Genomic DNA, 23,045 nt, shown 5'->3' with positions numbered 1-23,045 from the left:
TGCTATGATTAAGTTAAGTGCTACTGTTTTATTGGTTATGCTGCTAGCAGGGTGTAGCAATACCGATCATGAACAATATGTGCAATGTAAAGTTGTTCATGGTGAACCCAAGTGCCCGATTCAAAAACAATCCAGAGCACGCGAAGACTATGAAGTCGCTAAAGATGCGTATCAAGTAGGCTTAAATTATGAAAACGGTAGCCTTTACAGTGACAGCTATATGTTTTCTCTGTATTCCGATAAACGTGCTTATAGAGTGGGTGACATTTTAACGGTTGTTTTAAATGAGCGCACACAGTCGAGCAAAAGTGCTGATAGTAACTTAGAAAAAAATACTGATGTTGATGTGTCGGTGCCTTTAGCGGGTAACTTGAATGTCGCTGATTTTAATTTAGGAATAGGTTCAAGCACTGAATTTGATGGTGGTAGTAGCGCAAGTCAGCAAAACTTTTTAAGCGGTGCAATCACAGTGCGCGTTATTCATGTGCTTTCAAATGGCACATTAGTGATTAAAGGACGCAAACAGATTCAGCTAAATCAAGGTGATGAATACATTGAAATGGAAGGCCTCGTTCGCCCAGATGATATTGACGTAGCTAACCGCATTTCATCATTAAGAGTTGCCGAAGCACAAATTAGCTATACAGGTAGCGGCACACTAGCCGATGCATCAAGCCCAGGTTGGTTTACTTCTTTATTTAGCCGTTATTTAAACCCATTTTAGAGCGTAGATATGAAACAGATACTTTTACTATTGCTTGTTCTTAGTAGTTGCTTTACGCCAGTTCGAGCAGAGCCGTCTTCACGCCAGCTTCTTGAGCTGGTTGATGTATTAGGAGTAAGAGACAATCAGCTTGTAGGCTACGGCTTAGTGGTTGGTCTAGCTGGCTCAGGCGATAAGGCACAAGTAAAGTTTTCTGCGCAATCTTTGAATAATATGCTTAAACAGTTCGGCGTCACAATGGATGAAAGCCGTCTGCCTAAATCGAAGAATATCGCAGCGGTTGCTGTGCATGCAACACTTCCTCCTATGGCCAACCCTGGCCAAGCAATTGATGTAACGGTTAACTCTTTAGGGGACGCCAAAAGCCTTCATGGGGGGAGTTTAATGCTTACTCCTTTAAAGGGCATTGATGGCAAAGTATATGCACTGGCGCAAGGTAACCTTGTTGTAGGTGGTACAAATGCCAGTGGCCGTAATGGTTCATCTGTCACAGTAAACGTCCCCACGTCGGGGATTATTCCTGACGGTGCGATCATTGAACGTAACACGGCTGATATGTTCAAGTTGCAACCTGATGTAATTTTGAATTTAAAAGAACCCAATTACCAAACCGCTCGAAACATTGTTAAAGCGATCAATAAAGTTTTTGGGCCATCGGTTGCAAGTGCTGAAAACTGGGGGCGTTTAAAAGTCAGTGCGCCAATTGACCCTGATAGCCGCAACACTTTCATGTCAATGCTTCAAGACATTCGTGTAGAACAAGGCTCTAAACAGCCACGTGTTATTTTTAATAGTCGTACTGGTACGGTCGTGATGAACGAGTTGGTAAAAGTGAACCAAGCTGCGGTAAGTCATGGCAACTTGACCATTACGATAACTGAAATGGAAGGGGCTTCACAGCCTAACGCATTTTCGAATGGCAGAACGATGCCATTGCAATCGAGTAATATCGATGTGCAGGAGCAACACAATGGCATGTTACTGATGCCGACAGGGACTTCGCTGGATGAAATTGTAAAAGCAATTAATGCGCTTGGTGCTACACCGAGTGAGTTAATGTCAATTCTAATTGCGCTTGATAAGGCTGGAGCCTTAGAAGCTGAACTACTCGTGATTTAATAAGGGGTCAATACAGTGACTATTGAGTTAACCAAGCCGGATTTTAATACCTTACAATCGCTTGCTATCGATCCTGGTCAAGTTCAGCAGCTTATAGCTAATAATACGCAAGAGGAAGGAATTCAAAAGGCTGCGGAGCAATTTGAAGCTATTTTCTTGCAGTTGGTTTTGAAAAACATGCATGCTGCAACCGAGGCCGTGTCATCACAAAATGGCTTTTTTGCAAGCAAAGAGCAACAGCAATTTCGTGATATGTATGATGCCCAAACAGCTCAGGAGCTAGCTGCAAATAACCAGTTAGGTTTAGCTGAGGCAATCGTTCGTCAATTTAGCGAAAAGTTTACACCGGTTGAAAATAAATTTAAGGAAATGGCACAAGTTGTCGCTGAACATAGTAAAGAGGTGAATGAAGTTGAGGCAGCGCCTGCGCCTGTTGAGCGTTTAAGTGGCCCTGCATTCGCTCAATCACTTAATATTATTCCGATTAGGTAATTGCTATGTCAATGATAAGTAACGCCATGAGTGGCTTAAATGCGGCTAATGTCGCTATGACGGTTGCAGGTCAAAATGTTGCAAATGCAGCGGTTGATGGCTACTCACGTCAAGCTGCAAGTTTTGCTACGAGCAACTCGCCGTTAGGCGGTGTTTATGTTAATTCAGTCGATCGTATTGTCGATGCATTTTTAAATGATGATATTTGGCGCACGCAGTCTGACTTGTCTTATTATCAAAGCAAGCAAACATATTTAGGTTATGTAGAAGAAATTGTTGGTACAGACTCGTTAAATTTTAATGATGCTGTTGGGCAGATAACAAATGCCTTTAATGCTGCGGCAAGTAGCCCTGATTCAAATGCATATAGACAGCAAATTATTTCTTCATCTGAAGGGTTGATACAAGACTTAGCACAAATGAATGGCGCGCTTTCGGCACAAATAGATAAATTGAGCCTAGAGATGACGAACCTAGCAAGTAATACTAGTTCAACAGCTCAACAGATCGCGGACGTGAATCAGAATATAGTGCAAGCTATAGCAAATAAGCAGCCTACCGCAGAACTCAAAGACAAGCGCGAACAATTAATAACAGAACTATCATCGCAAATAGGCATTGCCATCACTGAACGTGATGATGGCAGCCTTGATATTAGCACTCTAAGTGGCGCGCCTTTAGTTATTGGAACTTCTGCTGCAACAGTGTCAGTTGCGGGAACTGAGGTTAGCACGTCATTAAAGGGACAATCATTTACACTTAATGACCAAGTCGGTGGTAAGTTTGGTGGCTTAATTAGTGCCGACTTGCAAGTTATTCAACCAACACTTGAAAAACTAAGTGATTTGGTCAAAGACTTTGCCGATGATGTGAATACTGCTTTATCTGAAGGGTTTGACTTAAATGGTGATGCTGGTATTCCTTTATTTACTTACAACGTTGCAAACCCTCTATCGTCAATCGAAGTTAATCCTGCAATTACCCCAGAAAAAATTGCGTTAATAGGGGGGGAGTTTGATGCTGGAGGAAATTGGGTTGCAGCAGGCGGGCGTGGCGATAACGCCAATGTCGCCAATATTATTGCGGCTATTCAAAGTAATGATGATGACTTCTCTGTGTTGGTTGGGGATTTGGGGATTGCAAGTAAACAAAATCAAAACAGTGCGACAACCTCGGAAGTGTTAAATAGCAATGCGGTACTTGCTCGAGATAGCCGAAGCGGCGTAAACCTAGATGAAGAAGCTGCTAATTTGCTGCATTTTCAGCAAATGTACAGCGCGAATGCCAAAGTGATTACTACGGCTGATCAAGTATTCAATACTTTACTAACCATGTTTTAGGAGTGAGTCATGCGTATTAGTAGTCACCAATTTCATCTTAATTCAATTAAAAATATCCAGCATAACACTGCAGAATTTAATAAAGCATCAGTTCAATTGTCGACCAATGAGCGTATTTCGAAACCATCGGATGACCCTTTAGGTGCCGTTATGTTGCTAAAGCTTGAAAGTGAAATCGAGTCTTTATCGCAATATCAAAGCAACATGGATGCAGTCAATTACGCTTTAGGCCAGCAAGAAGTACAGCTAACAGGCATTGTAAATCAAAGCTACTCATTACAAGAGCTCATTACGACTGCGGCAGATGGTTCAATGGGCACTGAGCAATTAAAAGCACTTGGACAAGAAATGCGGGTGATTTTTCAAGGAATGCTCGATTTAATGAATGCTCAGGATGGCGAAGGGCGCTATTTATTTTCTGGTAGCGAAACCAATAATAAGCCTTTTATTCAAGATGCAGCGGGAGATTACATTTATAACGGTGATGAACGTATTCGCGAAGTGGCAGTGTCACCAGACTCTAGCGTATTAACAAATATTATCGGTAGTGATTTAGACCCTAATGCTGATTTTTTAAACGCCATGAAAGATTATTTGGATTTAATTGACAACCCACCTGCTGCAGGTGTTGGTAATGAGTCACGCACTATGATTAATAATTTATCTGATTACTTAGGGCATATTACCGGCGAAATAACAGTGATCGGTGGCACGATGGCATCAATGGATTCGTTGGCAACCAGCAACCAAGACATCAATACGTTTACGACTAACCTGCGTGATGACATTAGTGCAGTTGACTACCCTGAAGCCTATATTCGCATGAACGAATCAATGGCCGCTTATGAGTCTTCGATGCAAGTGTATGCAAATGTTACACAGCTATCATTGTTTTCATATATTAAGTAGTTATTGTTTAAGGAATAATTAATCATGCTTGTTCAAGGTAGCGAGAAGCCAACGCAGATTGAATCAGTTAAGTCGAGCAAAGCATCTGTTGTTGAGCAGCTGAGCTCGGTGTCGGCTAGTGATGTAAAGCAATCAGCTAAAAATACAGCTCCTGAACAAGGCCAAGTTGCCGTATTATCTCGATGGGCTAAAAAGGGGCAGTTGAGCCAAGCGATGGCGCAAGTTGAACATCGTGAAATGACGATAAAACAGTTGTATTCAGGTCTTGAAAAACTCGCGCAACAGTTAAAATCAATGCCTAGTAGTGCACCGGTTTCTGCTTTACAAAGCCACAGTATGACGCAGCAAATTACTCAACTGCAGCAACAAGCAAGCGCACAAAGTTCAGGTCTAAATTCGCAACTTAAAGTGCAGCAGCCAAATGCTCAAGTTGTGCGTCAGTTAAATAGTAAAGTCGATTTGATATCACAGCGTCCGCACGATGAAAGTATTCATTTGCTGCTAGGACGAAGCGGTAAAGCCGTACATTTACAGCTACCGGCTAATCAAAGTGAAGCTGAAAACTTAAATACGATTGCTGAAGCATTTGCCAAGCAGCAAATAAATGTTGAGGTGAACCGCGATAACCGTTTGTTGTTCACTACATCCCCTGAGCACAGTGATGCACTTAAAGAAAATTGGGTCATTACCGGCCAGGGAGTACGGGTTGCAGCGGGTAATCCTATTTCACTCCAACTTTCAGAGCTCACCAGTCCGCTTGAACAACTAGAAGAGTCGGTAAAAAAACAGCAAGATGTCAGCGCACATTTAGATTTTATAAATCGTGCTCAGCGTCAGCTAAAGGCTAATTTATTACAAATCCAAGCCCAGCACCGTGAGCTTACAGCCCAATTACAGCAAATAGAAAAAAGTGCAGATGTCTCTGGTGAGCAAATGACGCAACTTAGCCAATCATTAAAATCAAAAATGCTTACGCCAAATGTTGATAATATTGCTGTGATAACAGCACAAGCAAACATGACCCGTAGTATGGTGAAATACGCTTTAGCTTAAAAGATAAATTAGTTTTTAAATTCGTACAGCGTGCCTTGAAGCACGCTGTTGCGTTTTTAATAACAGGCGGTTTTGAACAGATTTAAAAATAAATGAAAAAAATAGAAAAAAAATTTTAGTTTTCACAGTAGGTGGTCGCTCTTAATAAATGAAAGTTAAATAAATAGAATTCACAGGAGAATTTAAAAATGGCTTTATCAATTCAATCAAACATGGCGTCACTTTCTATTCAAAACCAACTTAACCGTAGCAACAACGATCTTTCTGTTGCACTTGAGCGTTTAGGTTCTGGTTTTAAAATTAACTCAGCAAAAGATGATGCTGCTGGTCTGCAAATCGCGACACGTCTTAATGCACAGGTTCGTGGTCAAGAAGCAGGCCTTTATAACGGTAACAATGCAATGTCTATGATGCAAACAGCTGAAGGCGCGTTTGAAGAAATGACAAATATTGCATACCGTATGAAAGAACTTGCAACGCAAGGTGCAAGTGACACAAATGGTGCCGGTGAATGGACAGCACAAAGTGCAGAGTACACAGCTCTTGCCGCAGAGCTAACTAACATCATGGATAACACGTCGTTTGGTGACGGTACAACACTACTTGATGCAGCTGGTAAATTCGGTGCTGGTCAAGTTGATTTCCAAGTAGGTGCAAGTGCAGCAGAAACACTAGGTGTGGATATCTCAGCTGAGCTTGGCAACGTAACTACTGCAATTGGTAGCGCAGCAGCGTTTACTGATGTAGCAACAGCTCAAGCTCAAATCGCATTTGTTGACACTATCATTGATGAAATTGGTACAGCTCGTTCTGGTCTAGGTGCAACAATGAACCGCCTTGAGCACACAATGAACAACGTTACAAACATGAAAGAGAACACGCAAGCTTCTGCGGGTCAATTAATGGATGCTGATTTTGCACAAGAAACGTCAAATATGACTAAGCAACAGCTACTTATGAACTCTGGTATTTCAGTACTAAGTACAGCAAACAGCACAACACAAATGATTGGTTCACTACTACGTTAATCTAATCATTATAATAAGCACCGCCAATTAAGCGGTGCTTTTCAATAACGAAAGCATTTTTTTGTAAAGTGCTTTCGTTATCGTTAATTGGAGAGCCAATATGACATCAGCGCTTAGCATCGATCCCGCTAATTTAGCGAGTCAATACACGCAAATTGAGCGACAAGCAAAAGATCAGATTTTATCTACGCAATATGCAAAATATAATAATCAAATTAAAGCATTTACTCAGCTTAAGAATGATTTATCAGATTTTTTTGATGCATTAGAAGATTACCAAGACCCTGATACAGGTTTGCTTACTAATACAGCGTCTGTTAGTAGCGAAACAAATATGAATGTGACAGCCTCAGCTGATGCAGTCAGCGGTGACTACGATATTTTTGTTGAGCAGTTAGCACAAGCACACCAGATAGCATTAAGCTTTGATCCAAGCCAACCCTTATCGACCGATGGCGAATTGGCTGTTAGCCTTGGCACGGACAGCTTCTCTGTTGACCTAGCAGGTTTGCCTGCGGGGGCAACGCTTACTGACTTGGCCAGTGCAATCAACAATCATGCTGACAATAGTGGCGTAAAAGCGACGTTGATGCGCTCAGGGAGTGAAACATTTTTAGTGCTGACCAGTGAAGAGTCTGGTGCTGCAAATACTGTATCAACAACATTTACACCTGGTGCAGATGCAAATGGTGCAAATATTAGTAATGCGATTGCATCACAGCAGGAATTAACCAGTGCGCAAGATGCTATTGTAAAGCTAGGTGCAAACTCAAATATTACGGTGACCTCAACCAGTAACCAACTAGATAATGTTATTGATGGTGTGAGCATTAACCTTACTCAAGCCCAGCAGGCTGGAGAGACACCCATTAAAGTGTCTGTCGCACAAGATAATGAGAAAAGCGTTGAGAATATTCAGCAATTTGTTGATAAATTCAATACATTATTAAGCTCAATAAACGATAACGATGCGTTAAAAAGAGATGTTATGGCATCGGGAATAGGGCGTTCATTGCGTAATGACTTTCAAGGTGAATTTGCAGGGAAAACCTTATTTTCCATTGGTATTGAATTTGACCGTTATGGCAAGCTATCTATTGATAAAGGTAAGTTAGAAGATGCAATTGCCACACAACCAGAGCAACTAACACACATGTTAACAGGTGCTGATGGTTTGATGGCAAAACTCGAGCAGCGTGTTGAGCCATACACAAAAAGTTATGGTTTAATTAATGATAAGAAAAACACTTTGCAGGCGAGTTTAAACCTAGTGACGGATAAACAACAGCGCCATGAATATTCTATGGAGCAGGTTTACAACCGTTACTTATCACAATTTACGCAAATGCAAATAACGATTTCTAAATTAGAGTCATCAATGGGACAATTTTAAGGGTATTAATTATGTATGATTTAAATGATGGCTTTTCAGCTTATAAAAATACTTCAGTAGAAAGCCGTGCGGCTGGCGCTGATATTCATAAGTTAGTTTTAATGTTATTCGATGGGTTTTTAGATGAACTTGAGCGTGTAGCTGGTCATATACAGCAAAAGCGTTTTGATAAAAAAGCTCAGGGCATTGAAAAGATGATGCGTATTCTTGGCGGTTTAGATGCCTCTTTAGATACAGAAAAAGGCGGCGAAGTCGTTGTTAATATGCAGCAGCTTTATGAGTACTGTGGTGGTGCTTTAATGACTGCAAGTCTTCAAAATGATTTATCTGCATTGTCATCTGTACGTGAAGTTATGCAAAACCTACAGCAGGGCTGGGCAGGATTAGGCTCTCAAGCTGCTTAATCACACCTTATTTATAAGTAATGTTATTTGTTCTGAATCCAAAGCCAGCATTTTTAGCTGGCTTTTTTTGTAACTTAGCACTCTCAACAAACGCTTAAGTTCCTCTTTACTTCCTATCTTTCCGATAAGCGGAAATTAAACTTCCGTTCTGCATGTTGTAAATTAATTTTTTATTTATATATCAACGCCTTGTGTTTTGGAATGCTTTTTGCTCGTTAAGCTGGTGTTAATGCAGCTCTGAATTGTTTACGGCTGCTCGCTTTAATTGAAATGATCATGATGAATAAACAGCAAACAGACCAGAAAATTCAAACCCTATTGCAAGCTATGGCGAAAGCGATAGAAGAGCAGCAGTGGCAACATATTCGTCATTTTGATCAGCAATTAATGCAGATCCTTAATGAGGCAAAGTTAGCACCTTGGTACCCAAGTTGGCAGTCTAGAGTGAGTGAGTTGAAAGGTGAATATTCACACTTTCTAGCATTAATTAATGCGCAAAAAAACGAATTACAAACACGTATGCAGCAACATCAAAAAGATCGTGACGGCATTATTGCATACAAACAATTTACTGATGGTGCGCGTTAATGAAAGAATTAATCATACACCCACATGTTTCAGGGAATAGAGCCGGTGCTGAAAAGGTGCAAGCAAACTTTACTGACCCTGAAACAAGCCAATTCGATTTAACCGAACATGAAGAACACGCACAATCTACTAGTGAACTTGGCTCTGAGCTTGAGCAAATAGAGACAGAAAAGCCATTTGAGCTACCGTCTCAATGGCGCTCAGGCGTATATACACAGTTTAAAGCTGAAAATGAGTCAAGCATGTTAGCGCCAGATATAACTGCATTATCTGAAACATCGCTACAACAAGGTGCTGAAGCAACAGAACAAGAACAAATCAATATGGACCAAGTTGATTCAGCCCTGCCTATTCAACCCGCTTCTCAGGGAGTTACAGAACCACAAGCTTTAGGCTCGCTTCCTGTGCAGAATAGCCTTACTTCAGCTATGCAGGCTACTGCTGAAAATGAAGCTATATCAGAAAAAATACGCGTGAATGAGCAAAGCCCTACTACACAGGGTGAATCAGCCTCGAAAACCTTGCTTGATGGTTTATCTACTCAGTCGATAGCAAATGCTACAGAGCAGGAGCAGTTACAAGTAACGAGTGCTCCGTACGCTAAAGAGTTACTACAGCCTAGCCCTAATGGTGCTCAAGCTATACCGGCAGCTAATCAATTATTAAACATTGAAACTGTTGAGTTAACTAAAAAGCAAGCACCTTTATTTAATGCATCAAGTTTGAATACGGCTATTGTATCGCCGAGTAAAGAATACCCACTTAGCAGCCAGCAACCGCAAATGCCCCCTGTGGCTGAGTTGGAAACGTTGCGCTCAAGTGAAACTAAAGTAGGACCGGCTTTAATGCTGGAAACAAGCCCAACACAGCCCAGTAAGGTCAAGACAGCGCTTGAGCAGCCCAATTTTGCGACGACAGAATTAAGTCGCTCATTTTCTTTTTCTTCTGCTGCCAGTTCAGAGCAAGCCACACAGGTGCAGCAGTGGCGAACTGAGTCGTTATCGACAAATAGTAGTGAATGGGGCCAACGCTTACTGAATGTGCTGCATGACAAGGTGCAGTTGCAAATAGGCCAACAGGTTCAACGCGCGCAAATCCGTCTTGATCCTCCCCAGTTAGGCAGTATTGACATAAGTATTAGTGTTGAGGGAGAAAAAACCACAGTACACATTGTTGCGAGTAATCCACAAATACGTGAAGCCATGCAACAAACGCTTGAGCAACTTCGCCAATCACTCACTAATGCTGAGCAAAGTACTGTTGATGTTGATATTAGCGATAAACATCAGCAGCACAAACAAACACACGAATTTACACAAGAGCAAGATATTGCAGCTAATCAGTTAAATGATTTGCCTACCTCTGTTGAGCCTAGGCAAGCGCAGCAACAAGATTGGTTGAATAGACTGATATAGAAATGGGAGTGGAACTTTGAAAAAAATACAATTAGCAGTACTTGCTGTCGGATTATTAGCACTTGGTTTTTTTGGTGCAAGCTATTTTCAAGAATCAAAAGCAGAGCAAGCCCCAGTGGCCTCCGTTGATAAACCAGACGTTAAATATATGGCAATGGATCGCTTTATTATCAGTGTTGCTGACGATGAATATGCTCGTTATTTAGTGCTCGATTTGAGCCTTGGTTTTGCACCAACCTTACAAAACGAAACAGATGCAGAAACCTTTATGCCAGTACTACGTAATGTGCTTGTAAAAAATTTTGCGAATATGGAGCACGCTACTGTGCGAAGCACATTTACCGATGTAGAGAAAGTTCAAACAGATCTACTTAGCCAGTTTAATAAGGTGTTGGCTAATAAGTCATCGCTTGAATTGGCTGATGTATTAATAACCAATGTTTTCATTCAGTAGAGAACGCGTATGTTAGTTGAACAACAATGGCCATCTTCGGATGAGCAGCAAGCAGGTTTAATGAGTACACATACCGAGGGTGAACTACTCGAACGGTATGCATACTTAGTGAAGCGTGCAGCTTCCCACATGCGAACGCAATTGGGTGTTGTTGTCGACATGGACGATATTCAGCAAATAGGTTTAGTGGCACTGCTTTCGTCAATTCGTCGTTATGGTCGAAATGTCGACGAACAATTTTCGGCATTTGCTTTTAAGCGTATTCGTGGCGCGATGCTAGATGAGTTTCGTCGAATAGATTGGCGAGGACGACAACTAAGGCAGCAGTCGCATCAATTGCGTGATGCTTCGCGCAAGTTATTGAAGCAACTAGGTAGAGAGCCCAGTGATAGTGAGCTGTGCCAAGCATTGGATATTGATTTAGAGCAGTTGTTGAAACTGCATTATGCAAGTCAAGCTGAAGCAATTGATAGCCTTGAAGCATTGCTCGGTCACGATGACTCGTTTACTGATGCGGGCAGCCAGTTATCACATACAGAAACAGCGTTAATGCTACAAAAAGCACTCGCCAGCCTACCAGAAAGAAACAAGTTGTTACTGCATCTTTACTACAGCCATGAAATGAACATGAAAGAAATAGCCCTTGCCCTTGATTTAACCGAAGCACGGGTCTGCCAACTACATAAATTGGCAATAGAATCTTTAACAAGAAAACTTCAACAAAGTGAATAACCAACCGGGAAAACAATTATGCAAAGAATATTAGGTTTAGTCGTTGTGCTGGCCGCCGTACTAGGTGGCTTTGCTATTGCTGGTGGTAACTTAGCGAGTATGTGGCAGCCTGCAGAGTTTGTAATCATTTTTGGTGCGGGCTTAGGGGCGCTTATTGTTGGTAATTCACGCCATGTTTTAACTGAAATGTTAAGTCAGTTGAAATATCAATTCTTTGACAATAAAAATCAAAATAACAAAGACTTGTATCATGACTTGCTCATGGTGGTATACACCTTACTTGAACTGGCTCGCCTAAAAGGAATTAAAGAGTTAGATGACCATGTAGAAAACCCTGATACCAGCTCAATTTTTTTAGCCTACCCACAGGTAACAGCCTTCCCTGAGTTAGTAACATTTATTTGTGACAACCTTCGTCTATACAGTATGGGGAAAATTAGCCCACATGATTTCGATGCAATGTTAGAGCAAGAGATCTTTTCAATTGAAGAGCAAAAAATGAAGCCGTCAAATGCATTAGGCGATATTGCCGAAGCAATGCCTGGCTTCGGTATTCTAGCAGCGGTAGGTGGCATTATTATCACGATGCAGCACTTAGATGGCCCTTTGAGCGAAATAGGCTATCACGTTGCAGCAGCACTGGTGGGAACTTTTGTTGGTATTTTTGGCTGTTACTGCCTACTGGCACCTTTGTCATCGGCTATGCAGCAGTATGTTAAGAAACAAATGACTATGCTTGAGTGTGTTCGAGCTATGTTAGTAGCCCACGCAAAAGGCCATGTAGCTATTGTGGCGACTGACTCTGGTCGAAAACTGATAACACAAGAAAGTAAACCTTCTTTTACCACGATGGAACAGTGGATCAATAACCGAGCAGCTTAAATGAATAATTCTAACCCAGTAATTATTAAACGTGGTCGCCGCTCAGCAAAGAGTGGAAAACACAGTGGTGCTTGGAAAGTAGCCTTTGCTGATTTCACATTAGCGATGATGGCGTTCTTCATGGTGCTATGGATCATGGCTATTACCAATGAGCAAGAGCGAAAAGATATTGCTCATTATATGCGCACACATTCAATCTTTGATGGCAGCCCCGCATTATTTGAACCAGGCAATAGCCCTTTTCCTGTCGATTTAGGGGGATCTCCTTCTGTTGTTGACCATAAAGCATCAAATCGCTTGCCACCTGATAATCCTCGCCCAGGCATGAGTGAATATTTAAAAGTACCTAAAGGCGATCATGCGCCTTTAGCGGGTAAAGGCGATAAGCTTAACTCAGTGATAGACAGTGAATTTGCAGCATCGAGTGAGCTGAGTTTATTGCTAAGTAGTTTTCAAGATTTAGCCAAAGAAGAGCTATTACAGAACAATCTGCACGTTGAAAAAGTCAGTTCTGGGCTCAGAGTGATTATTCAAGATGATAAAAATCATCAAATGTTTGCGCGTTCAGAGCAAACGATGTCGCCATTTTTTGAAGACTTATTTTTACACTTAGGTGGCCTGTTCAGAAGTATTGAAAACAAAATCATTATTTCGGGTCACAGTGATGCCAGTGCATTCAAAGGAACTCAGTCGAATAACTGGGACTTATCAGGTGCACGTGCATTTCAAGCAAGAAAAATCATGGCCGCAGGTGGGATGCCAACAAACCAAGTTATGCAAGTTAATGCTTTTTCTTCTAATAGACCGATTAATCAAAAAGATAGATTTGCGAGTGAGAATAGACGTGTCGAAATCCTGATTCTGACCAAAAAGGCAGAATCAGAGTTAGAGGCGTTATTCGCTGAGGATAACATCAATAATCCTGTTAAAAAGGCCGCCAGTGCTGCAACAGCAAATCAGCCCGTATTACGCTCTCAGGAGTTATATGAATAAGTCAGAAGAGTCGAAACGAACTCACCCTCGCTGGCCTCTTTGTGAGCAAGATACTCAACTTCCTGCGGCAATGCAGCAAGGTGGCATTGCCGTGAAGCTGCATCATTCATGGTTGTTTAACTACTTTATATGCCGTGCTGTGGTTAAAGATATTAGCGTAGGTGGGGCTGGAATGTTGGTGCCTAATGAGCATAAGTTACCGGGCAAGGTCCGTGTAGCATTTAATGATAGTAATGCTTTTATTGGCACAATTCGTTATACGCACCCCGTTACAGAAAAATTGAACTTTGTTGGTATTGAATGGCAAAAGAAAGATGAATTAAGGCGTATAGAGTTAGTTGCTGAGTTACAAAAGCAGGCTAATTACACAACGACTTTATAGCCACACTTTTGGATATTGGAAAATTTTATGAAGCAATTTGTTAAGCCAAAAATAAAGCTCTTCAAGGCTGAACAAGGTAAAGAGTTTAGGCCGTATGCGATCACGCAGCAACAACGTCAATACGAAATTGCCCATCAGCGAGCGGGTGAATTTAGTTTGCATAAAGCCATCGAATTTGAGTTAGGACAGCTATTTAATGATAGTCAGTTTGCCGTTGATATTAACTTATGTTCACACAGCACCTTGCAAAGCTGGCTGGCTGAAGCGAAACGCGTTTTCTTTAAAAGTGCTGTTTTTGAGCCAATAGACGCTGATGCTTATATCGCATTGGATTACACAAGTGCTCACAGAATGGCTGATTTATGCCTCGGTGGTGATTTAAGTCAAGCTAATAAGGCTATAGCAGAAGAGCCGCCAGCAGAGTTAACGCGCACAGAAAGCCGCATTTGTGCACGGTTGTTACAAAAACAAGTGCAAGGTATTCAAGAGCTTATGTTTAAAGAGCGGGCATGCTTACTCGCTGAACCATGTAGCACTAACAACTTACCGAGCGCGGTCAATTACCTTGCATTTAAAGTACGGTTGATTCTTGATAACGATGTGATCAGCTGGTTCATTTGGTTACCAGTGGCTTTCTTTAGTCAACCGCAGGGCGAGCATGACGAACAACAAACACACTTATTAAGTATGGAAAAAAGCAGCCAATTTTTAGTGAAAGGACATGTTGAAATGGCGCGCAAAAAAGTCACGTTAAGGCAGTTAAAAGCGGCATTAAATGGTGAGGTATTGCCTATTCAACTTAGTGAGCCTGCTTCTTTCAAGTTAGGTAATAAAACCTTCTTTACAGGTCAAATTGTACAACAAGATGCCAGTTTGACTTTCCAAATTACAGATAACACAAATAAAGAGTAAATGAATTATGACTGACAACCTTGATGATGCATTAGCAGGTTTAGATCTTGATGGCTTAGACGACTTAACCGCTGAGCCAAGCAATGAGAATGATATGTCTGTATTTGCTGATGTGCCGTTAACTATTACGCTAGAAGTCGCGAGCACAGAATTAACGTTAGGTGAGTTATCACAAGCCAAACACGGTGATGTTTTACGCTTAGACAAAGCCGCAGGTGAGCCGATGGATGTGAAAGTGAACGGTGTGTACTTTGCGAAAGCTGAAGTTGTACTGGTTGATGGCCAATATGGCATTAAGTTTATCAGCCAAGATGAGCAAGAAAAGGCGGATAGTTAAGTAATGAATTTACGCAGTGCATTCAACGTCGGGTTTGGTTTACTTATCCTTCTTTTACCAACTTGGTTAAACGCGCAAGAATTAACATTGTTCTCGTTGCAAGACACAGAGCAAGGGCAAGACTATAACGTCAAGCTGCAAATTTTGTTAATGATGACAGTGTTGAGTTTAATACCGGCGTTGTTAATGGTACTGACCTCATTTACTCGGATCATTGTTGTGCTCGCGATTTTGCGCCAAGCAATGGGTCTACAGCAAAGCCCTCCAAATCGTGTCTTAATTGGTATTGCATTGATGCTTACCATGCTTATTATGCGTCCGGTTTGGCAAGATATATATCAAAATGCGTATAAGCCTTTTCAGGCAGAAGAGATGGGATTAGAGCAAGCACTTGCTCGAGCTGAACAGCCTCTACGTGCATTTATGCTTAAGCAAACACGTGAAAGCGAGCTACATCAAGTGCTTTTAATTGCTAATGAGCCCACCAACTTAAAAGCGGATGAAATTCCATTTGAAGTGCTTATGCCTGCTTTTGTGCTTAGTGAGCTGACAACCGCTTTTCAAATCGGTTTTATGCTATTTATTCCCTTTTTGATTATTGATTTAGTGGTTGCCAGCGTATTGATGTCGATGGGTATGATGATGCTATCCCCTTTGATTATCAGCTTACCATTTAAGCTGATGGTGTTCGTACTCGCTGATGGTTGGTCAATGGTGGCAGGAACGCTGGCTGCGACATTCGGAGGGCCAATATGAGTCCTGAGATGGCCACGCAACTGATTGCCGATGCAGTCTATACCATTATAGAGATGATTTTGGTACTGATAGTACCAGGGCTTATCTTGGGTATTGTGGTGGCAGTTATACAAGGCGCCACCTCTATTCAAGAACAAACGTTAACCTTTCTACCTCGTATGTTGCTAACACTGTTAATGGTGGTGTTTGCAGGGCATTGGTTAGTACGCACCTTATTGACGTGGTTTGAAGATCTTAAGTTTATGATCCCAGGGGTTTTTGGTTGAACTCCTTAATTGCTTTAACCAGTAACGACATTGTTAGCTGGATGGGTACCATGTGGTGGCCATTTGTTCGGTTTTCGGCTTTGCTGTGGGCAATGCCAGTATTTGAAAACCCTGCAGTGACTCCACGCGCGCGAATCGCTGTGGCTATGATGTTGGCCTTTTTAGTGGCAGGGCAATTACCACTCGCGCCAGCCGTTGATATTTTTTCGTTAGATGCTGTCGTGCTGACTGTTGAGCAGATCATTTTTGGTGTCTTAATGGGGCTTGCCTTGCGGTTGTTGTTTGAAGTGATGTCTCTGGTTGGTCTTGTGTTGTCGATGCAAATGGGTTTATCGATGGCTTTGGTAATGGACCCAGGCAGTGGTAACCAAGTTGCATTGTTAGGGCAGTTGTTCTGGATAATGGCAGCGCTTTTGTTTTTTGCCGCTGACGGTCATTTAATTACTTTGCACGTCATGGTCGAGAGTTTTACTGTTTGGCCTATTGGCAGCAGTATTTATAACTTAGACATTATGGCTGTCGTTAATTTATTTGCTTGGTTATTAGCTTCTACTTTACTGCTTGCACTACCTGGCGTGATTGCCATGATGTTAGTCAATCTAACGTTTGGTGTAGCAAGTCGCGCAGCTCCTTCTTTGAATATCTTTGTTTTAGGCTTTCCGATGGCCTTAATAATGGGTTTCTTTTGTGTATTTATGACGCTTAGTTACACAGGCAATGCATTTGCTAACCTGACCTACCATGTTTTAACCGTATTTAAAACGGCGATGGGAGGGTAAATGTCAGATAACAGCGCACAAGAAAAAACAGAACAGCCCAGTGAAAAGCGCCTCAAAAAAGCACGTGAAGATGGGCAAGTAGCGCGTTCTAAAGAACTTAATACGGCTATTTTATTAATGGTGAGTGTGGCAGGGCTATTGTTTTTCGCTAATTTATTTTATGACCTATTTATTGGCTTGATGCGCACAAGTATGCAACTGGATCATAGTATTATCGATAATACGAAACTCATGCCAAATGCCATTGCTCAAGCAATACTCGATATGCTGGCAACTTTAGTGCCTTTTTTATTGCTCGCGTTCTGTGCTATGTGGATCACGGGTGTGTTACCTGGTGGGTTTATTTTCTCAAAAAAATTACTTGCACCTAAGTTAAGTAAGCTAAATCCTCTCTCGGGTTTAGGAAGAATGTTTGGTAAGCAAGTTTTGACTGAGCTGTTAAAGTCGATGATTAAAATTGCCTTGTTAGCTATTTGCTTATTCAGCTTTTTGACTCAGCTATGGCAACAGTTGGTAGCCTTACAAAATCAAGATTTGCTGGTGGCTCTTAATCAAGGTATTAGCTTGCTATTTTTAGCTATGATGATCACTGTAACTTTGCTGTTATTTGTGGCTGTGATTGATGTGCCTATTCAGCAAAAACAAATTCTAGATAAAATAAAAATGACCCATCAAGAAGTCAAGGAAGAGCGCAAATCATCCGATGGTAACCCCGAGATCAAAAGCAAAATTAAGCAAATTCAATATCAGCAAGCAAATAGGCGTATCGAAGAGCGGGTCCCCACAGCAGATGTAATTGTTACAAATCCAACACACTATGCGGTTGCGATTCGCTATAACGAAGAAAAAGCCAAAGCCCCTTATGTTGTCGCTAAAGGTATGGATGAAATGGCACTTAGGATCAGAACATTAGGGCGTCAGCACAATAAAGAAGTCATTGAGTTACCTGCTTTAGCGCGGGCTATCTACTTTTCGACACGCATCGACCAAGAAGTACCTAATGGACTTTATAAAGCGGTTGCTTATGTACTTACTTATGTAATGCAGCTAAAGGCTTACAAGCAAGGGCGAGGTCAAGCGCCAGCGCCATTGCCTGAACTTGAAATTCCCAAAAATTTACAAAAACCATAATGGTGGAGAATGACTTTGAATTGGCGTAGTTTAACCCGACCTTACACCGCTATACCGGTATTGCTGTTAGCTGTTTTATCTATGGTTATTTTGCCATTACCCGCATGGCTACTGGATACCTTATTCACCTTCAATATTGTACTTTCTGTGATCGTGTTATTGGTTGCTGTTTCAAGTTCAAAGCCGCTCGATTTTTCTGTTTTCCCAACCATTCTGTTGGTTGCAACCTTAATGCGCCTTACCCTAAATATCGCATCGACGAGGGTTGTTTTGCTACATGGTCATGAAGGCTCTGATGTGGCAGGGCGAGTCATTCAAGCATTTGGTGAAGTGGTGATTGGTGGCAACTATGTTGTCGGTATCGTCGTATTCATTATCCTGATGGTGATTAACTTTGTCGTAATCACCAAAGGTGGCGAGCGTATCTCTGAAGTTGCAGCACGTTTTACTCTTGATGCAATGCCAGGCAAGCAAATGGCAATTGATGCTGACTTAAATGCGGGATTAATTGGCCCAGAACAAGCTAAAGAACGACGTGCCACCGTGGCACAAGAAGCTGATTTCTATGGTTCAATGGATGGTGCTTCTAAGTTTGTACGCGGTGATGCAATAGCCGGTCTGATCATCTTAGTAATCAACTTACTGGGTGGTGTCAGTATCGGGGTATTTCAGCATGACTTAAGCATGGCTGAAGCATTTCAACGTTTCGCTCTTTTAACAATTGGTGACGGCTTAGTTGCGCAAGTCCCTTCATTACTGCTGGCTGTTGCTGCAGCAATTATTGTTACCAGAATGAACGATGAAGGTGACATGAGTGAAGCGGTGGGAAGCCAGTTACTTGCCTCACCAAGAGTTATTCTAACCGCCGCCTTAGTCATGTTGGTGTTAGGTATTGTGCCAGGTATGCCAAGCCTTGCGTTTATTGGCTTTGCATTGCCTCTTTTGTATGTTGCTTGGCGACTTTACAAAAAGACACCACAAGGGCAGTTAGAAGAAGCGCAAAGCATTACAGATACAATTGCCCAAGAACAAGCAGCTCTGAGCTGGCAAGATATTCCGCATGTCGATACTTTAAGCGTTGAGCTTGGTTTTCGTTTAGTTTATTTGGCCGATAAGGAAAAAGGCGAGGAACTAGCAAAAACAATACGTGGTATGCGTAAGAGCTTATCTGAACAACTTGGTTTCTTGTTACCTGAAATCAGAGTTAAAGATAATCTAAATCTTAATCCTCAAGAATATAAAATCAAACTAGCGGGAGTGGCCGTTGCGTCTGCTCAACTGAATGCCAAGCAGCTACTAGCTTTAAACACCGGCGATACTTACGGCCAGTTAGATGGTGAACTAACGACAGATCCGGCTTATGGCTTGGAAGCTGTGTGGGTTGATGAGCAAAATAAAGCCAAGGCACTGAATATGGGTTATTCAGTTGTCGACTTAGCCACTGTGATCGCAACGCATATGGGCAAAGTGATAAAAGAGCATTTAGATGAGTTGTTCAGTTATGAGGATATTCAAAACTTACACGAAAGATTAAAGGCTGTATCACCTAGTTTGGCTGATGCGCTTGAAAAGTCTTTACCAATTAACCTGCAACTAAAAGTGATGAGAATGCTACTTAAGGAGCATGTTGCGATTGGTGATATCGTGACTATTGCAGGTACTTTAGTTGACAGTATTGAAGTCACAAAAGACCCGATTCTACTTGCTGCCGATGTACGCTGTGCACTAAAACGTGTGTTAGTAAAACAAGTGATGGGAAGTCGTGACGAATTAGCTGCTTATAGCTTAGATGAAAAACTAGAGCAAACGATGCAGAGTTCGTTAGAGCAAGCAATGCAAGCAGGGAAGGTAGCATTGGATAGTTTTGCTGTAGACCCTAATTTACTTGGCCAGTTTCAACGAGCCATGCCTGTGATTGCAGATGAAATGAAATCTCAAGGTGTTAACCCTGTGTTGATTGTTATTCCGCAGCTAAGACCATTACTGGCGCGCTATGCTCGTTCATTTACGAAGGGAGGTTTATCTGTGCTTTCTTATAACGAAGTGCCTGATAACATTAAGGTTAGTATTATCGGTTCCCTAGGATAGTATGTGGCGTATGAATTTAATATGAATAAATACCCATAATGTTGCTTTTTGGTTTTTTTTATCTATAATCATTAAGAATTAGGTACTTGTTAACTGTTTTATAATAACAGTTACTTAGTTGGAAACACTAAGACAATTAAATGGCAAACTACGCCGAAAGGGTAGGACGCAAAGCTTCCAGTCTAAAACCGCAAGGTCATGATAGTGGGGTTACATTAACTTAGCGGCACGTCTATTCGCCTCTTCAGGCAATTTGTTCCGCTTATTATACACGTTAAAGCTCTAATTGGGCTGTTTATGATAATTGGAATACGAATGAATAACTCACATCAGCTTGTTAAGGCAACTTTTTTAATTGTTGTAGGCATTATAACTGCTTATGCATTGCCTGTGAAAGCTGAACGCGTAATTACCCAAAATTATGAGCAGGCAACATGGTATGTCAGTGGCGATGCTTTTTATTGCCAGCTTAGCCAGAAACTAGATAGTTATGCACAATTATCGATTATCAGCGAGCCTTCAGAGCCACAGCATCTGGATTTTAAGTGGCTGTTAACTGAGCGTGATATCACGGATGTACAGGTATTTGCTCGTACAGCAGATTGGCAAGATAAACGAGCGATTGCCCCTTCAATACAATTCTTTTCAGCCAATATTGAGCAGCAACAGGTTACGTTTAACCAAGGTGTTGCACCTATTTTAAGCGCCATTAAGCAGGGCTACTGGTTAGATACAATCGTCGGGTTTGGTGATGAGCAGCTCAGACTGACTTTTCCTACAACTCATAGCGATAACGCGATTGATCAATATCAGCAATGCCGTGAAAAATTAGCACCTTTGTCTTGGCGACAAGCGAGAGATTATGAAATTAATTTTGACTCAGGAGAGCGTGTTGTTAAACGTGCCGCAGACCTGAGTTATTTAGAGAAACTAGTTCGTTATATTCAACTCGATCCTAAAGTTAAGAAAGTCATGATTGATGGGCATACAGACAATGTAGGTTCTCCGCTTGCCAATCGTTTGTTATCGAAAGAAAGAGCAGATGATGTGGCATCCCGACTTATCGAGTATGGGATCGATGCAAAGTTAATTGAAATCAGGGCTCACGGAGGACGCTATCCCGTGGCAAGCAATTCAGATTCGAACGGTCAGTCGTCAAATAGACGCGTCTTAATTCGTCTATTTCGTCAAAAAAGCTAAGGTGTGAGAAGGAATATGGATCAGAAACATCTACTATGGCTTGCGCCAGAACAACCATCACGTGAAATTGAATTGGCGATCAATGATGAGCAGTATCAACTTCTGTACACAGATTCGATCCCCGATGCTATTGGTTATTGTTTGAGTTATCAGCCTGAACTGGTATTAATTGATGCTCAACAAGCACAAATGAACTTGGTTGACTTGGTAAAACTAGTTAAAAGAACTCATCAAGGTGGACAAATTATCACCCTTGTGGAATCGAACCAAGGTGAGCTTGCTTCACACTCACTTAATAATGGTGCTGTCGACTTTTTACTTAAACCGTTTTTTGCTGATCAACTAAAACTAACCATCCGTAACGCTGATTCTATGAAGCATGGTGTGAGTGATTTAATTGCTGTGTCACTGAAATCACAACAAGTGCTGAGGCTTGCCAATCGTGCAGCACAAACATCTGCAAGCGTACTCATTATGGGTGAGTCGGGCACAGGTAAAGAAAAGTTAGCTAACTTCATTCATCAATCTTCTCCACGTGCAGATAAGCCATTTATTGCGGTTAACTGCGCAGCTATTCCAGAAAATATGCTGGAGTCTATGTTATTTGGTTATAACAAAGGTGCATTTACCGGTGCGGTAGCACAGCAAGCGGGTAAGTTTGAGCTTGCAAATGGCGGCACTATTTTACTGGATGAGATAACCGAACTGCCTTTAGAGCTACAAGCCAAATTACTTCGTGTCCTACAGGAGCGAGAGGTTGAGCGATTAGGCAGTCATCAACGCATTAAACTCGACATTCGTGTGATTGCAGCGTGCAATAAGCCGCTGCGTGAGCAAGTAGAGAAAGGCCTTTTTCGCGAAGACTTATTTTACCGCTTAGATGTATTGCCGTTAATGTGGCCAGCATTACGTGACCGAAGTGACGATATTTTACCATTAGCAAAGTATTTTATTGCTAAATACGGAGATGAGAAGTTTCACTTTAGTCAACAGGCAGAGCAGTTAATGCATAGCTATCACTGGCCAGGTAATGTTCGTGAGCTGGAAAATGTAGTGCAAAGGGCATTAGTGATGGCTCGCGGTGTTGAAATTCAAGCGGCAGATCTAAACCTACCCGAAAACGTTAAAGCACTAACGACAACCAGTGCGTCACAGTTAAAACATAGCAAGAAACAAGCTGAATTTGATTATATTTATGATTTACTTAGCCGTTTCAAAGGACACAGAACCCAAACCGCAGAGGCACTCGGTGTGAGTACCCGAGCTCTTCGATACAAAATAGCCGCCATGCGTGAGTATGGCATGGATATAGACGCAATCGCTTAATTTAAGGAACAGAGTAATGTCACCTATTGAAAGTCAACGCCTTCTGCTTGGAAAAATGACTGGTATGCAGCAACTAGCTGCGGCAGAGACCATTGCGCCTGCAGCAAGTAAATACCAAGACGCAGCAATTAGTACCGAATTCAAAACAGTTGTTCGCGCGGTTAATGAGCAACAAAATATCTCATCGCAAATGATGCATGCGGTAGATACGGGGCAAACAGATGATGTTGTTGGGGCGATGGTCGCCAGTCAAAAAGCGAGCCTAAGCTTCTCAATGTTAATGGAAGTACGCAATAAACTACTTAATGGCATTGATGATGTCATGCGTATGTCACTGTAGAG

The 23,045-nt window shown here is 41.7% G+C and carries 26 protein-coding genes and 1 riboswitch; all 26 genes read left to right on the top strand.

From position 1 onward, the window contains the following. Nucleotides 1–4 precede the first annotated feature (4 nt). The 26 genes from L3V38_RS12530 to L3V38_RS12405 all read left to right on the top strand — a co-directional run bounded on the left by L3V38_RS12530 (nt 5) and on the right by L3V38_RS12405 (nt 23,043). The gene (locus tag L3V38_RS12530; protein ID WP_237119618.1) at nt 5–724 is read left to right on the top strand and encodes a flagellar basal body L-ring protein FlgH; all 720 of its coding nucleotides are present in this window, start codon (nt 5–7) and stop codon (nt 722–724) included. 9 nt (nt 725–733) lie between these two features. After that, complete coding sequence (locus tag L3V38_RS12525) at nt 734–1,843, top strand: flagellar basal body P-ring protein FlgI (protein ID WP_237119617.1); 1,110 nt, start codon at nt 734–736, stop codon at nt 1,841–1,843. A gap of 15 nt (nt 1,844–1,858) precedes the next feature. Continuing rightward, nucleotides 1,859–2,335, top strand: coding sequence for a rod-binding protein (locus L3V38_RS12520; protein ID WP_237119616.1), 477 nt, complete (start codon nt 1,859–1,861; stop codon nt 2,333–2,335). 5 nt (nt 2,336–2,340) lie between these two features. After that, nucleotides 2,341–3,675, top strand: coding sequence for a flagellar hook-associated protein FlgK (gene flgK / locus L3V38_RS12515; protein ID WP_237119615.1), 1,335 nt, complete (start codon nt 2,341–2,343; stop codon nt 3,673–3,675). 9 nt (nt 3,676–3,684) lie between these two features. Further along, nucleotides 3,685–4,584 (top strand): flagellar hook-associated protein FlgL, encoded by a 900-nt coding sequence (flgL, locus tag L3V38_RS12510; RefSeq protein WP_237119614.1) that lies wholly within the window; start codon nt 3,685–3,687, stop codon nt 4,582–4,584. Between the two features lie 24 nt (nt 4,585–4,608). Beyond that, nucleotides 4,609–5,637 carry a flagellin gene (locus L3V38_RS12505; protein ID WP_237119613.1) on the top strand — a complete coding sequence of 343 codons (1,029 nt, stop codon included), beginning with the start codon at nt 4,609–4,611 and terminating at the stop codon, nt 5,635–5,637. 188 nt (nt 5,638–5,825) lie between these two features. Continuing rightward, nucleotides 5,826–6,665: a flagellin gene (locus L3V38_RS12500; RefSeq protein ID WP_237119612.1), complete on the top strand. Its 840-nt coding sequence runs from the start codon at nt 5,826–5,828 to the stop codon at nt 6,663–6,665. A 100-nt stretch (nt 6,666–6,765) separates the two neighbouring features. Next, nucleotides 6,766–8,058 carry a flagellar filament capping protein FliD gene (fliD, locus tag L3V38_RS12495; protein ID WP_237119611.1) on the top strand — a complete coding sequence of 431 codons (1,293 nt, stop codon included), beginning with the start codon at nt 6,766–6,768 and terminating at the stop codon, nt 8,056–8,058. Nucleotides 8,059–8,069: 11 nt separating this feature from the next. After that, nucleotides 8,070–8,462: a flagellar export chaperone FliS gene (gene fliS, locus L3V38_RS12490; RefSeq protein WP_062570303.1), complete on the top strand. Its 393-nt coding sequence runs from the start codon at nt 8,070–8,072 to the stop codon at nt 8,460–8,462. A 276-nt stretch (nt 8,463–8,738) separates the two neighbouring features. Then, nucleotides 8,739–9,050: a hypothetical protein gene (locus L3V38_RS12485; protein WP_130151052.1), complete on the top strand. Its 312-nt coding sequence runs from the start codon at nt 8,739–8,741 to the stop codon at nt 9,048–9,050. Beyond that, on the top strand, nt 9,050–10,465 hold the full coding sequence (locus tag L3V38_RS12480) for a flagellar hook-length control protein FliK (RefSeq protein WP_237119610.1): 1,416 nt from the start codon (nt 9,050–9,052) through the stop codon (nt 10,463–10,465). The genes L3V38_RS12485 and L3V38_RS12480 overlap by 1 nt, the downstream gene beginning before the upstream one ends. A gap of 16 nt (nt 10,466–10,481) precedes the next feature. Next, complete coding sequence (locus tag L3V38_RS12475; protein WP_130151054.1) at nt 10,482–10,919, top strand: flagellar basal body-associated FliL family protein; 438 nt, start codon at nt 10,482–10,484, stop codon at nt 10,917–10,919. A gap of 9 nt (nt 10,920–10,928) precedes the next feature. Then, nucleotides 10,929–11,651, top strand: a complete 723-nt coding sequence (locus L3V38_RS12470) for a FliA/WhiG family RNA polymerase sigma factor (protein ID WP_130151055.1) — start codon at nt 10,929–10,931, stop codon at nt 11,649–11,651. 18 nt (nt 11,652–11,669) lie between these two features. After that, a complete protein-coding gene (motA, locus tag L3V38_RS12465) occupies nt 11,670–12,533 on the top strand; it encodes a flagellar motor stator protein MotA (protein WP_130151056.1) in 864 nt (287 codons plus the stop codon). Beyond that, nucleotides 12,534–13,526 (top strand): flagellar motor protein MotB, encoded by a 993-nt coding sequence (locus L3V38_RS12460; RefSeq protein ID WP_237119609.1) that lies wholly within the window; start codon nt 12,534–12,536, stop codon nt 13,524–13,526. Then, nucleotides 13,519–13,908 carry a PilZ domain-containing protein gene (locus L3V38_RS12455; RefSeq protein ID WP_130151058.1) on the top strand — a complete coding sequence of 130 codons (390 nt, stop codon included), beginning with the start codon at nt 13,519–13,521 and terminating at the stop codon, nt 13,906–13,908. Before L3V38_RS12460 ends, L3V38_RS12455 begins: the two co-directional genes overlap by 8 nt. A 27-nt stretch (nt 13,909–13,935) precedes the next feature. Further along, nucleotides 13,936–14,820 carry a flagellar motor switch protein FliM gene (locus L3V38_RS12450; RefSeq protein ID WP_237119608.1) on the top strand — a complete coding sequence of 295 codons (885 nt, stop codon included), beginning with the start codon at nt 13,936–13,938 and terminating at the stop codon, nt 14,818–14,820. Nucleotides 14,821–14,827: 7 nt separating this feature from the next. Next, nucleotides 14,828–15,157: a FliM/FliN family flagellar motor switch protein gene (locus L3V38_RS12445; RefSeq protein WP_130151060.1), complete on the top strand. Its 330-nt coding sequence runs from the start codon at nt 14,828–14,830 to the stop codon at nt 15,155–15,157. A 3-nt stretch (nt 15,158–15,160) separates the two neighbouring features. Further along, the gene (fliP, locus tag L3V38_RS12440; RefSeq protein WP_062570313.1) at nt 15,161–15,913 is read left to right on the top strand and encodes a flagellar type III secretion system pore protein FliP; all 753 of its coding nucleotides are present in this window, start codon (nt 15,161–15,163) and stop codon (nt 15,911–15,913) included. Beyond that, entirely contained in the window at nt 15,910–16,179 is a 270-nt protein-coding gene (locus L3V38_RS12435) for a flagellar biosynthetic protein FliQ (protein ID WP_130151061.1), read from the top strand. The genes fliP and L3V38_RS12435 overlap by 4 nt, the downstream gene beginning before the upstream one ends. Further along, on the top strand, nt 16,176–16,958 hold the full coding sequence (fliR, locus tag L3V38_RS12430) for a flagellar biosynthetic protein FliR (RefSeq protein ID WP_130151062.1): 783 nt from the start codon (nt 16,176–16,178) through the stop codon (nt 16,956–16,958). Before L3V38_RS12435 ends, fliR begins: the two co-directional genes overlap by 4 nt. Beyond that, entirely contained in the window at nt 16,959–18,089 is a 1,131-nt protein-coding gene (flhB, locus tag L3V38_RS12425) for a flagellar biosynthesis protein FlhB (protein WP_130151063.1), read from the top strand. A gap of 9 nt (nt 18,090–18,098) precedes the next feature. Next, nucleotides 18,099–20,177: a flagellar biosynthesis protein FlhA gene (gene flhA, locus L3V38_RS12420; RefSeq protein ID WP_276319622.1), complete on the top strand. Its 2,079-nt coding sequence runs from the start codon at nt 18,099–18,101 to the stop codon at nt 20,175–20,177. A 132-nt stretch (nt 20,178–20,309) separates the two neighbouring features. Further along, nucleotides 20,310–20,395, top strand: a riboswitch (cyclic di-GMP riboswitch). A 97-nt stretch (nt 20,396–20,492) separates the two neighbouring features. Next, nucleotides 20,493–21,377: an OmpA family protein gene (locus tag L3V38_RS12415; protein WP_237119607.1), complete on the top strand. Its 885-nt coding sequence runs from the start codon at nt 20,493–20,495 to the stop codon at nt 21,375–21,377. Nucleotides 21,378–21,392: 15 nt separating this feature from the next. Further along, on the top strand, nt 21,393–22,703 hold the full coding sequence (locus L3V38_RS12410; RefSeq protein ID WP_237119606.1) for a sigma-54 dependent transcriptional regulator: 1,311 nt from the start codon (nt 21,393–21,395) through the stop codon (nt 22,701–22,703). Between the two features lie 16 nt (nt 22,704–22,719). Beyond that, a complete protein-coding gene (locus tag L3V38_RS12405; RefSeq protein ID WP_237119605.1) occupies nt 22,720–23,043 on the top strand; it encodes a flagellar hook-basal body complex protein FliE in 324 nt (107 codons plus the stop codon). Nucleotides 23,044–23,045 lie beyond the last annotated feature (2 nt).

Source organism: Pseudoalteromonas sp. L1 (assembly GCF_021728095.1).
GTDB lineage: Bacteria > Pseudomonadota > Gammaproteobacteria > Enterobacterales > Alteromonadaceae > Pseudoalteromonas.
This window is presented reverse-complemented; position numbering and strand designations above follow the sequence as displayed.